This is a genomic window from Bacillus salacetis (genome assembly GCF_003581585.1).
GTDB lineage: Bacteria > Bacillota > Bacilli > Bacillales > Bacillaceae_B > Rossellomorea > Rossellomorea salacetis.
In genome coordinates this window covers 344,393-359,863 of sequence record NZ_QXIR01000001.1, presented here as the reverse complement: position 1 = coordinate 359,863, position 15,471 = coordinate 344,393, and the positions used below count along the sequence as shown (strand labels likewise).

The window sequence follows — 15,471 nt, the reverse complement described above, 5'->3', positions numbered from 1 at the left end:
GTTTTTTCTGTCTATATAAATTACTCAGTATTATTGCTCTGTTTACTAAAAGGACTTGAACAGGAAGTTGTAATGGCATTTGGAAGAACCTCAGCCGCACTCCTTAAGGAAAGTTTTTCAATAATAAGAGTCCCAGATTTACCCCAAGACCAATCTTCACAGTTTTTGGTAGCAAGAATGGTTAATTTTAAAATGTTCTCGTTCGTTTTTGGTTGGAATTTCATTTCAATAACATTAGTTTCCTTCCAAAGTGCAATATCCTCTTCTAACAATAGTTGTTCATTAAGTGATACTTGATACTTTAATCTACCCTTATTTTTAGGGTTTTCATAAGGTGATCTAACATGAAGGATAATATGATAATTATTACTTTTTTTCAGATCTAAAGGGATTTCTACCTCTAATGTATCTCCCTTTGCAGGAGCTGATTTATCAATATGAAATTTAGCTTTATTCACTTTAAAAGTGAATTCTCCCCTAATTAGATTATTGCTATAGAGGTTATATCCTTTAGTCTTTACATTTGTTAAAGGAATTCCGGAAGAATCAATTTCATCATCATAAAAGTCAATCACTGAATGAGTATCGTTAATTTTCCAAAATTTGAGGACAGGCCAGTTTTTATTTATCAGTTCATCAAAGAGCTTGTTAGATCTTCTATTTTGTTTACTTACAGCTAAAATGCGCTCTAGAATCTTTCTTGAATTAAATAGAATATAAGTATCGTGGGCAATGTCGCTTTCTAATAAAATTTGGGAGTGCCAAACCCCCATACGATATTCCCAATATAGCATGTCATATGGATCATAATTATAAATTTGATCAAGCTGTACCGTGTCGTAAAAGGTTTGAAACGCGTCCCGCACTTTCTTATCGCCTTCTGCCTTTCTCGAATAACAAGTAATCATGCTCTCCACTGTCAATTTTTTAGGAACTTTATAAGCTTTTCTGTAAAAATATCTGCCTATCTCAAGTATGTTCGAACGAATATGAAGGTAGTCTTTAAAGTTATCTTTATATAATTTAGCCAGATGGACACTATGACTTCTAAAAGTGTTCCTTGATAAATGAGCTGCAATTTCAGGGAATTCTTTATTAGGATCAATGGAATGATTTATATTAATAAATTCATGATTCAAATCCAGATTTTTGGAAATTTCCCCAGCCACTTCTTTATCAATGTTAAGGATTTTCGAACTCGATTCGTTTTCTAAACCCGACATATAGTATGTGAAATATTTAAAAAACTTTCTATATTTATTTGTTAGAGCAAGAGTGGTTCTGCTATCTATCCCGGCAGACAGTGATAGGAGCAGTTTATGCTCCTTGCTTAAGTGGTCTAGTTGTCTGTCGGTCCATTCAGTAATTAAAGAAACACTTTCAGATAAGTCATATTCAGGCAAATCATACCTTGGATAAAAACGTTTTACAGTAAAGTCTGGTATCTCTAAAAGGGTATTTGGAGTGAGAAAGAAGACATCTTTATAAGGTGTATAATGACCTGGCAAGTGATATGCTGTATATTCACTTAGCATCGACTCATCCACCTTTTCTGATGGGCCAGCGTTCACTGCCTCCGCCACCAAACTTGCATGAGAGCCTATACAGTGTTCTTTAGTTGAATAGAATATACTTTTCATTCCAGTAGCATCGGAAAGAATATAACTACATTCTTCATTTCCATATAAAAGCAGGTGCCTGCCAGATATGGAGTCTAAATAATCGAAGAATTGAGTGTCAGATAATTTGTACTTCTCTAAAAGTGTGGTCAAAATTTCTTTTTTCTTGCCGATATTATTGATGTGGTCAAAAAAGGTGCCTGCACCTATAATCCAATGGCCACCTTTTTCTACCAATATACAATCAAGTCTGGGATCATGATGAAAGTAAAACTGATTTTTCTTCAAGGTTCTCCAATTCCCGAGAGGAGGTTTAGATCTTTTGGTATGAATTAAATATCCCCTTGCGAAGAGTTCGGTTGTCTTGTCTTTTTTGAGAAACATGATACCTCTCCTAATTTGTAATCTGAAGTTAGAATGAAAGTTCAAAACAGCTAGTAAGAAGTATAACTTATTAGCAGGAATTTATTCAACTAGAGGAAACTTTGGATAATATAACCATTGAGGGTTTTTGGAAAATTCTATTGATATTACAGAAAGGGAGAAATATAATTGTAATTCGAAGGTAATTCTGTAATACTTTTGTAAAAATGAGTTTAGGAGGATGAAATTTTTTGAGTTTTTCGCAGTTGAGAATATGGATACTGGTACTAATTTTAATGGTTTCTTCACTTGGCTTATCGTCTATAGCCAGTGCGAATGAAAATGAAGATAATGGTAAGATTCTTTTTTCAGTTAACGATCAAGTAACACTGAATGATGAAATTACCTTGCTTCCAGGAAGTCTTATTTACGGAGAGCTTAACAAAGAGAATACTAATGTGTTGGTTCAATATAATAGTCAATTAATAGAAATTCCCTCGAAGAATTTAGTAAGAGTGGAAGATCCATCTATACTGAGCAATACTAGCAGCTCTATTTTGGATGAGGACTATGAGATTATGAAGTTCAGTACTCAAAGTGTTCTTAAGCAAAACTTATCAAGCGAAAAGACTCAAGGTCATTTAGCTAAAGAATCTGACTTGTTAGTGAAACAAGGAGAAGAAGCTGACGAGGGAATTTATTCAATACTTATCGGCAATATAACTTACTTTATTTCTGAAGGCAGCAAAGAGGCAGAAGAAGAGACTGCACCTGAGAAAGAAGAGAAAGAGCAGACTCCTGAGGAAGCAAAAGAGCCTGTAACAAGCCTAGAAGAGTCTGCAGAACAACTGGAGCAGGAAAAAGAAGTCTCTGGTCAAATAAATACCAAAACAGAAAGTAGCATACAGAAGTTTACCATTCAACAAAGCAATACAGAATATTTTGAGGTGATTTCCGACAATGTTCCTGCCTATGACAATAGTACGGGCGCATTAGTAGAGGTTGCTCAATTACAAAAAGGCCAAGTGTATCATATCTTTACTGATTATGGTAATTGGCATGGCATATTAGTTGGTGGAAAGACAGTTTATGTTTGGAAGAAGAGTACACAACTTGTATCTAAGCCATTGGATATAAACTTTGAGTTGGGGAAGACGAAAGGCGAGCTTACAGCCAATATTCTCAAACAAGCTAATGCTTATCTGAAGATGGATAAATCTTCTCGTGTAGCTGCTAAGCTTAATGCGGATAAGAGCTTCCCGGTTGTTGAAAACTATGGTGAGTGGTTCAAAGTTAAAGTTGGTGAAAGATATTTATTCATTGAAGCCGGTAACGGAAGAATCAACTTTAATAATATTAAAGGATTCCAAGTGGTAACTGATACTACCCCTATTTATGATAACCGGACTGGAAAGCTAGTTGAGGTAGGACACCTGACTAAGGGGCAGGTATATCCGATTTATAGCGACTTTACTAATTGGCACAGAATTAAGTTCGGCGATTACTTTGTTTACGCTCGGAAGAATCACACTATTCCTTTTACAGGGAGTATACCTAAGGAATCTAAGAATAGTACTGTAGGACCGGAATCAATTGATATACTGGATGAAACAGTAGTCAATGATAACTCAACAGGAAAGCTGCTGGATATAGGTACCTTGTTACCTGGACAAACCATACCTATCATAAAAGATTTTGGTAATTGGTTTGAGATTGAGTACAGCGGTCGTATTGGGTATGTAAGTAAAGCTACAACAAGAATTCATTTTGAAAGTGACCAAAACCGCTATGTTGTCTCCCGTGATACGCCGGTATATGATAATGGTTCAGGTTCTTTGGTGAAAGTTGGAACCCTTGAAAAAGGTCAGGTTTATGATAGGGTTAAAGATTTTTCTAACTGGCATGAAATCCGTTTTGGTGAAAAAAATGGGTATGTGCTTAAGAATGATACTATGCCTTATTCAGGTTCTATTATAAATCCAAACAAAAAATCTTCACTTAATCATTATTTTGTTGCGAATCAAACTACGGAAGTGTATGACAATTCAACTGGATCATTAATTGAGTTTGCAAAGATAGAAAAAGGAGCAAGATATTCCATCTTAGAAGAATTCGGAAACTGGTATAAAATTGATGTCAGTGGAAGAAATGGTTTTGTTCGTAAGGATGATGTTTCAACCCTTTTCCCTAAAGAAGAGCAATACTTTAGGGTCTATAAAGATAAAACAGCGATATATGATAACAGTACAGGCAGCTTAGTTCCAGTAGGGTACTTATACAAAAACCAAACGTATAAGCGTATAAAAGATTTTGGGAATTGGCATGAAATTAAGTTTGGCAACATAAATGGATATATTCGCAAATCAGATACTTCCATGGGAACTCCTGAAAGAGAGAATAACTTCCTGGGGAGCAGCATCACACCGTCACAGGTGTTTACGGCTAAAAAAAACCTGACTGTCTATGACAACAGTTCAGGTAAACTCGTGAAAATGGGAGAAATCCTTGAAGGGCAGGTATACCCTTATCTGTCCAAATCAGGAAGCTGGGCAACTGTTGATTTTGGCGGAAGGTCTGGTCTGGTTGCTGGGGAAGATATTAATATTGATGGTATGTTCATAGAAACGCCATATAATATCAGCTTTTCAGAAGCAGCAAGGCTGCAGTTTGATAGGGCTGCCCCTCAAAACGATACTTCTAAATATGATGCCTGGATCAGATGGGATGCTTTTTCTAAGATTGATAGTAATAATGTTGGGATCACTGATGGAAACTGGAACGTCAGAGGAGGTCCTGGGACTAATTATTGGAAGCTATCTCAAATTGAAGATTTGGAAAGAATTGAAATTATTGGATCACAGACTGTAGAAGGTGTTAAATGGTATAAAATTAATCTCTATAGGACGTGGAAATACAACTCAACCAAGAATCAATATGAGGTGTATTACCGTGCTTTTGTCAATTCAAGTATGGAAGATTTAGAGTACTATATGGACCCTGAAAATTTCATTAATGATGACAGAAGTAAATACCAATTCTTATTATTATCTTCACCAGCGGGAACAAGTGCGCGTGAAATAAATGAGAAAATCCTTTTAAACAAAGGAAATCTCTCAGGTAAGGGAGCGGCCTTTATCGAGGCAGCAGAAACATACAGCATAAATGAAATTTATTTAATGGGACATGCTTTACTGGAAACTGGGGCAGGCAGCTCGAGAGAGTCATCGCTTTTGAAAGGTCATCCAGTTTCTGTGGTAGATGGGAAGCAAGTTAAGCCTAGAAATGTGTATAACGTTTATGGTATTGCGGCATATGATAAGTGTGAGCCTTCTCCTGTGAGATGTGCCTCAGAATATGCGTATAAACAGGGCTGGTTCTCAGTGGAAGATGCCATTATCGGCGGAGCAAAGTTCATTGGTGAAACTTATATCTACCATCCTGATTATAGACAAAATACATTATATGAAATGAGATGGAATCCGTTTGCAGTTGAACAAACAGGATGGCCAGCTCATCAATATGCTACCGATATCGGCTGGGCTGATAAACAGGCTAAAGGATATATTTATAATTTCTATAGCTTACTAGAACAAAAACGGGAAATCTTTGAAATACCATACTTTAAGTAAAACCAACAAAGGGAGCGAAAGAAAATTCGTTCCCTTTGTTGGTTTATGTCGTATTCTGTTGAGACCGGAAATAAAGTATAATAGTTTTATATCATCAAAGACAAGGAGGAAGAAATGAAAGGAATAAAAGTTTTAAATGTTCTAGTTATTTTTGCATTAGTTTTTTGTTTAGCACCATCACCTTCTGCTCAATCCAATTCAACTGAAGCGGAAACATATTCTATAGTTATTGAGGAAGATATCATCTTATCGAATGGTGAAAAGGAATTAGGTGAATTAAAAAAAGGCAGTACCTATCTTGTTAACTACGATAATGATATATCCAGTTATGAAATTCAGTGGAATGATAAGTTTTATGTAATAGATGAAAAGTTCCATGACTCTATAAAATTGATGGGTCCGATGAAAAATACCTTGAAAAGTGAGCGGGCCGGGAGCATTCATTCTTCTAAGTCAATACAAGTATTAGATGAAAAAGAGGAACCTGTAGCATCGATCTTTCCTAAACAGGAATATGAAATACATAAGGTAACAGAAACAAATTACTATTTGACAATTGGTGAAAAAGACTTAGTGGTAAAAAAAGATGAGAATATTATATATTCTTCTGTAATATCTGAGAAACTAGAAGAGCAATCAAGAAATGAAATAAATAAAGACACTGATACTGTAGATCAGAAAGTTCCTGAAAATACTAGTGACTCTTTTGAAGAAAAAACATCCAATGAACCTGAAGAGGAAGTTGGGGAAGAAAAAAGTATTGCTGACAAATCAGCAGGAAATGGCGATCCAGAAATAAAAACTGTTGAAGCAGATAGGGTATTTGATGAATTTTTTGAAGTGACAGAGAACTCATTGCCTGTATACGATAATCAAGGAGTAAAGCTGAGAAAAGTAGGAGAATTATTAGAGGGCAAGTATATCCGAGAGTGAAAGATTTCGGCAATTGGCATCAGATTAATTTTGGGAAGTACTACGGGTACGTTGCAAAAAGCGGAACACGACCTGCTGATGGAGATGCTTTGCAAAACTTAACTCAAGAATTTCCGGTGACAAATAAACATTTCAAAGCGAATAAAAACGCAGTCGTTTATGATTACTCGAAGAACAAACCCGAAGCATTTGCGGTTATTGAGGAAGGAGAAAGCTTCCCCATTGTTAACTATACTGAAAATGGATATAAAGTACTTGTCGCTGATAGAGTGGGTTATATAAACGAAGAAGATTTTACTCTTAATTTTGAATTCTCCAGCCAACAGTTTGAAGTCACCCAGGAAGAACTACCAGTTTATGATAACAGAAGCGGCAGCCTTGAATTAGTGGGACATCTTTCAAAAGGTCAGATATTCCCAAGGGTAAAAGACTTTGGTAACTGGCACCAGATACAATACGGAGATATTTATGGATACGTAAAAAAATCAGGAACCAGGCCGGCTCTGGAGGATGCTCCTAAAACAACAAATGATTATACCTTCCAGGACGAAAAGGTTAGAATTATCTCTGATGCCATTATTTATGACAATTCAACAGGAAAGCTTATTCCATTTGCCACACTGTCTACTGGATTGGAATATCCAGTAGTGAATAACTCAGGTAATTGGTATGAAGTCGTACTTTCCAACCGAATAGGATATATCCACAAAGATCAGGTAAAGCAGCTATTTGCGAAATCAACCAAATTCTTTAAAGTAACTGAGTCAGACACACCTGTTTATGATAATAGGCAAGGATACTTAAAAAAAGTGGGGACTCTTTCTAAAGAAGAAGTATATCCAAGGACTAAGGATTATGGGAATTGGCATCAGATCAACTTTGGAGGGTATTTTGGTTATGTAGCAAAGAATAGTACTGAACCTGCTGGCCCTGGTCAGATCCAAAACCTTAATAAAGACTTTGATAATATGAACGAAACATTTAAAGTCCTGGCAGATTCAGAGGTGTACGATAACTCTACTGGAAAGCTAATTCCTTTTGCTAATTTAATGAAGGGCGAAGAGTATCCTATAGCCACCTATTTTGGCAACTGGTATCGAATCCTTCTAGCAGATAGGGTAGGTTATATTCATAAAGATAACGTCCAGCTCAATTTTAATAAATCAACAAAGTACTTTGAGGTAACAGAAGATGATACCTTTATTTACGATAATCGAAAAGGATACTTGGAGAAAGTCGGAGTTTTAAGCAAGGGACAAGTGTACCCGCGTGTGAAGGATTACGGAAACTGGCATGAAATCAAGTTTGGCGACTTTTATGGATATGTAGCTAAAAATAAGACGGCACCGGCTGGAGGAGCCAGCTTGAAAAACCTAAATACCAATTATAAGAATACCAAGGAATCTGTGTATACTAAGACAAGCGTCACAGTTTACGATAATACTTCCGGAAAGCTGGTTCCATTTGCTGTCTTAGAAAAAGGAAAAAGCTATCCTGTTGCAAGTTTAACAGGCACTTGGTATAAAGTTTTGCTTGCTGACCGTGTAGGTTACATACATAGCGGCGATGTTGATATTACTTTCAGTCAGAATGCTAAATATTTTAAAGCTATGGAAGAGGGCTTGGTTATCTATGATAACCGCAGCGGAAAACTTGTTCCAATGGGTGTCCTTGAAAAAGGTCAAACATACTTGAGGGAAAATGATTTTGGAAATTGGCATGAAATCAGCTTTGGCAATATAACTGGTTTTATAACAAAAAAAGGAACCCAGCATGGATCATATCGAGATTTTAATAATCATGCCAATCAGAGTTTAAGAATTGGCACAATTAAACTAAATAAAGATGAAGCAGTCTATGACAATACCGGGAATAAACTTCAGCCATTTGCTTACTTGGATAGTGGTATTGAAATAGCTGTATCAAAGGATTTTGGAAGCTGGTATGAAATCAATATTGGCGGCAGGTATGGATATGTTAAGAAAGATAGCGTGGCAAACTATACTCCTCTGGTGAGAGATGCCGTTAATCCTAATCAGACTTATACTTATGAAAGGCTGCAAAGTGACTTAAATCAGCTTGAAGAACTATATCCGAATTTAATTAAAATGGAAGTAATCGGAAAATCTGTTGATGGAAGAAATCTATATGCAGTCAAGTTAGGTACAGGAAACACTGAAATTCAAATAAACGCTGCTCATCATGCCAGGGAACATATGACGGCTAATGTCATCATGGAAATGATAGATGAATATGCTCAAGCTTATTATTCAACAGGATTTTTTGCGGGGTATAACGTTCGTGATGTTTTATCCAAAACATCAATCTGGTTTGTACCAATGGTTAACCCTGATGGAATAACACTAGTCCAAAAAGGGCATAAAAGTGCCAAAAATTCAGCCTATGTTCTAAAATTAAATAATGGAAGTACAGACTTTTCCTCCTGGAAGGCAAATATAAGGGGAGTGGATCTTAATCGAAATTATCCATCAGGCTGGAGTATCAAAAGAGGTGGAAACGTACCTGCACCTCAGGATTACAAGGGCCCTAAGGCACTAAGTGAACCAGAGACGAAAGCACTTTATAATTTCACCTTAAAGCACGACTTTAAGACTGCGGTTGCCTATCATTCTGCAGGGGAAATCTTATACTGGAGTTTTGAGACAGATCCGGATGTAATGTCACAAAACAGAAAATTAGCTGAACAGCTTAGCAAAGAAACAGGGTATCCACTTGTTCCTCCAGCAGTTAACCCTATAGGAGCATTCGATGATTGGTTCATTGATAGGTTTAAGCGCCCTGGTTTCACACCTGAAATTTCTCCTTACCCGGGTCCACGTCCTGTTCCATTGAAAAACTATCCGAAAATTTGGCAGCAGAACAGAGCTGTAGGTCTATTATTAGCAGAAGAAGCTTATCTTAATCGAAATAAGCGATAACTTGATGAAACTAGGTAAACAATAGTATTATTGAGCATGATAAAGAAGACTGAGACTAATACGAAATTTTCCTTAAGGAGTGCTCGAAATGGAGAACAAAATTAAAGTAATGACGATTTTCGGTACCAGGCCAGAAGCAATCAAGATGGCACCACTAGTACTTGAACTTGAAAAATATCCTGAAGAAATTGAATCAATTGTTACTGTTACAGCACAACACCGTGAAATGCTTGACCAGGTTCTGGAAATTTTCGAGGTAACACCAGATTATGATTTAAACATTATGAAATCACGCCAAACGTTAACAGAAGTAACAACAAGAGCATTAGAAGGCTTGGACAATGTTATGAAGGAAGTAAAGCCTGATTTAGTACTTGTGCATGGTGATACGACAACTACATTTGTAGCAGGTCTTGCAGCTCTTTATAATCAAATTGCTGTTGGTCATGTCGAGGCTGGATTGCGTACCTGGAATAAATATTCTCCATTCCCTGAGGAAATCAACAGGCAGATAACAGGGGTTATAGCAGATCTTCATTTTGCTCCTACTCCAAAAGCAGAAGATAACCTTTTGACTGAGAATAAAAAGCCAGAAGGGATTTATATTACTGGGAACACTGCTATTGATGCCCTAAGTGTAACGGTAAAAGATGAATATCATCATGATGTACTGGAGAAGGTCGGAAGTGACCGCATGATCCTTTTGACTGCCCATAGAAGAGAAAATCTTGGGGAACCAATGAGGAACATGTTTAGAGCAATTAAACGTCTAGTTAATGAACACGATGATGTGCAAGTGGTTTATCCAGTGCATCTCAACCCGGCTGTACGGGAAGTTGCAGATGAAATCCTTGGAAAAGATCCTCGAATTCATCTCATAGAGCCACTTGGCGTATATGATTTCCATAATTTCGCTTCTAGAGCTTACATTATCTTAACTGACTCAGGCGGGGTACAGGAGGAAGCACCTTCACTTGGAGTACCTGTACTAGTATTAAGAGATACTACAGAACGTCCAGAAGGAATTGAAGCAGGAACACTTAAGCTTGCTGGAACAGAAGAAGAGAACATTTATAATCTTGCGAAAGAACTATTAACAGATAAAGAAGCGTATAATGCTATGGCGAAAGCTTCAAATCCTTATGGGGATGGAAGAGCATCTCAGCGAATTGTACGAGCAATTCTTCATTATTTTAAAAAACGGGATGAAAAACCTGAATATTTTCGACCTTAAAGAAAAAAAGCAGCTGAATACAGCTGCTTTTTTTACTTGGGAAGAAGAATGTTCTATAAGTTATTACCTATGTTTACCAGAATTTTTAAAGGGTAAAATTTTATAGGATATTTTTTAAAAAATTTCCAGTAATACTACGCCTGTATTAGAAAACACTAACTTTTGAAGAGCAGGTTGTCACTAAAGAGGCAAAAATATTTATTGAAAGATGTATAAATTTTGGTATGATGGAGGAAGTGCAGACATTCCTTTAAGAAGGTGCTAATATGACCCACACAGCGTTACATTATATTGCGGCTTTTTTATTATCTTTTGCCGTTTCAATTACAATCACACCCGTGATTAAAAAAATCGCCATTAAGATTGGGGCAGTGGACCAGCCAAATACCCGGAAAGTCCATCAGGCCATTATGCCAAGAATGGGTGGACTAGCCATCTTCATAGGGAGCTTTGCTGGATTTCTTTTCTTAATGCCTCAATCGGTTTATATGAAGGAAGTTGTAGGTGGAGCATTAATAATTTTGGTGGTCGGCCTGCTTGATGATCGGTTTACTTTAAGCGCGAAGTACAAATTGATTGGCCAAGTTGTGGCTGCTATTATGGTTATCTCATCTGGTTTACTTATAGATAAAGTAACCCTACCTATGTTAGGAGTCATCTATTTAGACTGGTTTAGTTATCCAGTTACTCTTTTATGGATAGTAGGAATAACAAATGCAATTAATTTAATTGATGGATTAGACGGATTAGCCGCAGGGGTAACATCTATTGCATTAGGATCGATACTGATTATGGCTATAGCCGATAGCCAAATTGTTGTCATTGCTTTATGTACAATTTTAATTGGAAGCTCATTAGGGTTTTTATATCACAACTTTTACCCTGCAAAAATTTTCATGGGAGATACCGGAGCCTTGTTTCTTGGTTACTCTATCTCGATTGTTTCAATGCTGGGTCTGTTTAAAAATGTAACCATTTTTAGTTTCATTATTCCAATTATTGTATTGGCTATACCTATTTTTGATACGCTTTTCGCCATCTTAAGAAGAGCATTGAATAAACAAAAACTTGCACAGCCAGATAAACATCATTTACATTATTGTTTACTTGGGGTAGGTTTCAGCCATCGGACTACAGTTTTACTCCTGTATGCAGTAAGTGCTTGTTTCGGAGCGGCGGCAATCCTCTTTTCGAATGCCACTTTATGGGTATCTATTTTCATTGTGTTCATTTTACTGATTCTTATTCAATTTTCAGCAGAATTAGTAGGACTAATCGGGGAGAATCACAAGCCCTTAATCAGTGCAATAAAGAAACTTATCGAGACACGCCGTCCCCAAAAGGATCAATAAAGCTTCCAGCCAGAGAATCCCCCATCATTAATGATGGGGGCAGCTTGTAGACAAAGTCTAATTTATAGACCTTGTCTACAAGCTTTTTTTTGAATAAATATGTTTAAAACTCGTAACTTGGAAACAAAAAGTTGATTTCCGGTACAGGCGCACAATTCCGCAGGGCGGGCGGTGCCTGACTAAACTTGCATAAAAAGTTGAAGCTCCCTGACCAGGCCCGACAGGCTGAGCAAAACCATTGATTTTGAGAGTTCATCTACGAGTTGGTAATGGATAAATTCTCTCTCGACCACGGAAGACCGAGTATCGCTCCTGTTGTTATGAATAAAATGGTATTCATTCAACACCTGTTCGGTATTCGCTCCATTTGTCAAACGATAAAAGAGATTGAGACCAACGTATCTTATGGGAGATTTATTGGGTATTCCTATACGGAGAAGGTACCTCACTTCTCCAACCAAGGAAAAAACTATATTCGCCAATTTCACGACACTGACTAGTTTGAACAGGTTTTCTATCACATATTGAAAGAAGCTATGACAAAAGAGTGTTAAAACGAATGCGAATAAGAAAAAATTGGAGAAAAAAGTGGTTCTAGTCGAAACGAGGAGTTACCAGTCTCAATTGGATGAAGAGATTAATGTAGTTCGTGAGGCTCACGGAAAAAAGCCCTTCGCGCTCAGAGTATAGAAGACAAGAAAGAAATCAAGAAGAGTACAACGGACTTCGAAAGTGTACTATGTAAAAGAGGAACGCCAGAAGCTATTGCTTATTCTTTTCATACAGCGAGTGATTCGCGTGGATTTAATCTAGGATCCCAAGTTACGGAGTAAATGTTCTTGACAGTCGAATGCTGGATCAAGTTGTGAACCTAGTCAGTTATTAAGTCTTGTGGTGGTACGGTATGTTTCAGACAAGTATAGCAGTCTAAATGTTCATCATAAACGTAATCGTATTTCTTGAAGTACATCTTCACCTTTGGCAGGATAATCTAAATTAGGTTGAACATTTGAGGAACACGGATTTGAATAAATCACTTTACACGAGCGAAAAGAAACAATCGAAAAAGTTTTTGCTGATGTGAAAGAGAAGCATGGCATGAGTTGGACTACCTTAAGAGGACTAAAAAAGTTTCAATGCAGGCGATGCTTATGTTTGCTGCCATGTCCATTTTAGTAGTCTACATATTCTACGCGGAAATTAACAAACCCCGCTCCAACCTTTTGGTTGGAGCGGGGTTTGTATGAGGTCTTTCCCAATCATTAATGATTGGGGTTTTTAATTTTCTGTTGAGCTTGAGGTCTTGTTATGATTTAATCTATTTTTTAAGGTATCTTGAAGGATTTCCAACTCTTCTTCATTATAGATGAAATAAGATATTCCATCTATATATTCAGGAGTCCCTTCCAGTGTGAGTGTTTCTATATCAGAGGAATTAAAGCTAGTGTATTTCTTGAAAAACGATATCCCGTCGGAAACTTGAAGATTTGTTTCCACGTTATCACCTACGACATCAGCAAGTTCATCTATTTTAAATAATGTTCCGGGAGAGGCAAGCTTATCAATTACTGCTTGAACCACTTGTTTTTGTCGTTCATTTCTTCCAATGTCATTAAGGGGATCTTGTTTTCGCATTCGAGCAAATGCTAATGCTTCCCGTCCATCCAATTCCATAGGTCCTTCATAAAATTCCAGCTTCTCTGCGACTCTGTCGTCACTGTTTTGTGTAAAATCAAATGGTACATCAACTGTAATCCCACCTAACTCATCAACAATGCTTTTAAATGCTTCAAAATTAACTGTTACATAATAGTCAATAGGAATATCAAGAAGGTTTTCTACCGTCTCAATGGTTTCTTCTTTTCCCCCATAGGCAAATGCGTGATTTATCTTCTCCAAGGTGCCTTTTTCAGGGATTTCAACTCTGGTATCCCTTGGAATGCTTAGAAGCTGCATCTTTGCTGTCTTTGGATCAAAGGTCGCTACCATTAGGGTATCCGATCTCCCGTTTGCGCCTCCTGTAGAGTAATCTTCTACTCCCATTATCAAGATTGAGACGGGATCCTTTAAGAAGGTTACTGCTTCTTCCCTTAATTTTGACTTTTCTCTGCCCATATCATTATAAGTACTACTGGCAGCCTGGTAAGTTTGGAAGAGAGTATATCCCATATAGCCTAGAGCGAGTGTTAGTAAAATTCCTATAGACAAAAATACTCTCTTTAATCTTAGTCTTTTTCTTCGTTTTTTCATATCATGCCGGTTCATATAATTTCCCCTCGAAATTTATTTATCTGTTTCTAAGTATGTCACAATTTCTTCTGAGATTCGACAATTTCCATTAGTTAACTCCGTCATCCACTCGACAAATTCCTCTTTTTTATCCTCTTCGACATATGTTTCGACTTCAACGGTGTCCAGGTAATGGATTTCTTTTAAGGGATACTTTGAAGATCTTACTTCATTCTCGACTTTCCCCAGCCAGGTATAGTCGATTTTTGTCTTCATGACGCGCATCAGCGTCCGTTCGACAACACCAATGGCGTTGAGGCCCTCTGAGACCGATTTTCCGTAGGCTCTGATCAAGCCGCCTGCTCCCAGTTTGATTCCGCCGAAATAACGTGTGGCGACCACCACAGTGTCCTTCAGGTCTCTCTTCTTGAGGACTTCAAGCATCGGCACCCCTGCGGTACCGCTCGGCTCTCCGTCATCATTGGCCTTTTGTATAAGGTTATGCTCGCCTATTATGTAGGCAGAACAGTTATGGTTGGCGCTCCAGTGTTCTTTTTTGATTTGCTGTATGAAGTCTTGGGCTTCTTCTTCTGTTTCAGCTCGTTTTATATGGGCGATGAAGCGGGAACGTTCAATGTTGATTTCATGTTCTCCGCCCTCTTCTTTTACTGTTAAATACTTTTGCAGCAAAGTGATGCTCCTCTCCGATAGGTTTATCTTTTGTCACAATCGGGTAGTCATTCAAAGTTCGACAATTTGCCTAACTTCTTTATTTTACTATATATAGACATAGTTAGCATTAGTTAGTGTTTTCTCTTTAGCGCTTTAAAGCAGCCGGGGACAGTCCCCGCCTGCTTTAAAGTGCTAAAGTATTGGGTAATAATATGTAACGAAACTTTAATGTTCGACAATATATGACATGGTATAATAGACATGGATTCAGCTCTTTGAAAGGTTTTAAAAATATTCCTAAATGAATAAAGGATTTAAAGGCAAATATATGGAATTTTGTAATATCAACTATTTTTGGGAAAAGTTATATGGGATAAATGGTATGTGAAAAATAAATTTGATACGAGACTTTATATCTATTTTTGTGCATGCACCACGTTTTTAACTATTCTGCAATAGTAATGAAATAAATTCCATGTACAATGAGCTTGTTACTAGGAG

Annotated in this window: 8 protein-coding genes and 2 pseudogenes; 7 read left to right on the top strand and 3 right to left on the bottom strand. The window is 37.2% G+C overall.

What is annotated here, in order from left to right; genetic code table 11:
- Positions 1–20: 20 nt before the first annotated feature.
- Entirely contained in the window at positions 21–2,003 is a 1,983-nt protein-coding gene (locus D3H55_RS01705) for an asparagine synthetase B family protein (RefSeq protein ID WP_119545160.1), read from the bottom strand.
- A gap of 230 nt (positions 2,004–2,233) precedes the next feature.
- Here D3H55_RS01705 and D3H55_RS01700 point away from each other — a divergent pair, with 230 nt between their 5' ends.
- The 7 genes and pseudogenes from D3H55_RS01700 to D3H55_RS24805 all read left to right on the top strand — a co-directional run.
- On the top strand, positions 2,234–5,611 hold the full coding sequence (locus tag D3H55_RS01700) for a glucosaminidase domain-containing protein (RefSeq protein ID WP_119545159.1): 3,378 nt from the start codon (positions 2,234–2,236) through the stop codon (positions 5,609–5,611).
- A gap of 114 nt (positions 5,612–5,725) precedes the next feature.
- Complete coding sequence (locus D3H55_RS01695; protein WP_119545158.1) at positions 5,726–6,544, top strand: hypothetical protein; 819 nt, start codon at positions 5,726–5,728, stop codon at positions 6,542–6,544.
- A complete protein-coding gene (locus tag D3H55_RS01690) occupies positions 6,541–9,483 on the top strand; it encodes a M14 family metallocarboxypeptidase (protein WP_119545157.1) in 2,943 nt (980 codons plus the stop codon). Before D3H55_RS01695 ends, D3H55_RS01690 begins: the two co-directional genes overlap by 4 nt.
- 88 nt (positions 9,484–9,571) lie before the next feature.
- A complete protein-coding gene (gene wecB / locus D3H55_RS01685; protein ID WP_119545156.1) occupies positions 9,572–10,717 on the top strand; it encodes a non-hydrolyzing UDP-N-acetylglucosamine 2-epimerase in 1,146 nt (381 codons plus the stop codon).
- A 266-nt stretch (positions 10,718–10,983) separates the two neighbouring features.
- The gene (locus D3H55_RS01680; protein WP_119545155.1) at positions 10,984–12,069 is read left to right on the top strand and encodes a glycosyltransferase family 4 protein; all 1,086 of its coding nucleotides are present in this window, start codon (positions 10,984–10,986) and stop codon (positions 12,067–12,069) included.
- 248 nt (positions 12,070–12,317) lie between these two features.
- Positions 12,318–12,949: pseudogene (locus D3H55_RS24810) on the top strand (transposase); the annotation flags it as partial.
- A 123-nt stretch (positions 12,950–13,072) separates the two neighbouring features.
- Positions 13,073–13,316 (top strand): annotated as a pseudogene (locus tag D3H55_RS24805) (transposase); the annotation flags it as partial.
- A gap of 31 nt (positions 13,317–13,347) precedes the next feature.
- Here D3H55_RS24805 and D3H55_RS01665 read toward each other — a convergent pair.
- Positions 13,348–14,319, bottom strand: a complete 972-nt coding sequence (locus D3H55_RS01665) for an LCP family protein (RefSeq protein ID WP_240628448.1) — start codon at positions 14,317–14,319, stop codon at positions 13,348–13,350.
- A gap of 33 nt (positions 14,320–14,352) precedes the next feature.
- The gene (locus D3H55_RS01660) at positions 14,353–14,988 is read right to left on the bottom strand and encodes a YigZ family protein (RefSeq protein WP_119545152.1); all 636 of its coding nucleotides are present in this window, start codon (positions 14,986–14,988) and stop codon (positions 14,353–14,355) included.
- Between the last annotated feature and the right edge of the window lie 483 nt (positions 14,989–15,471).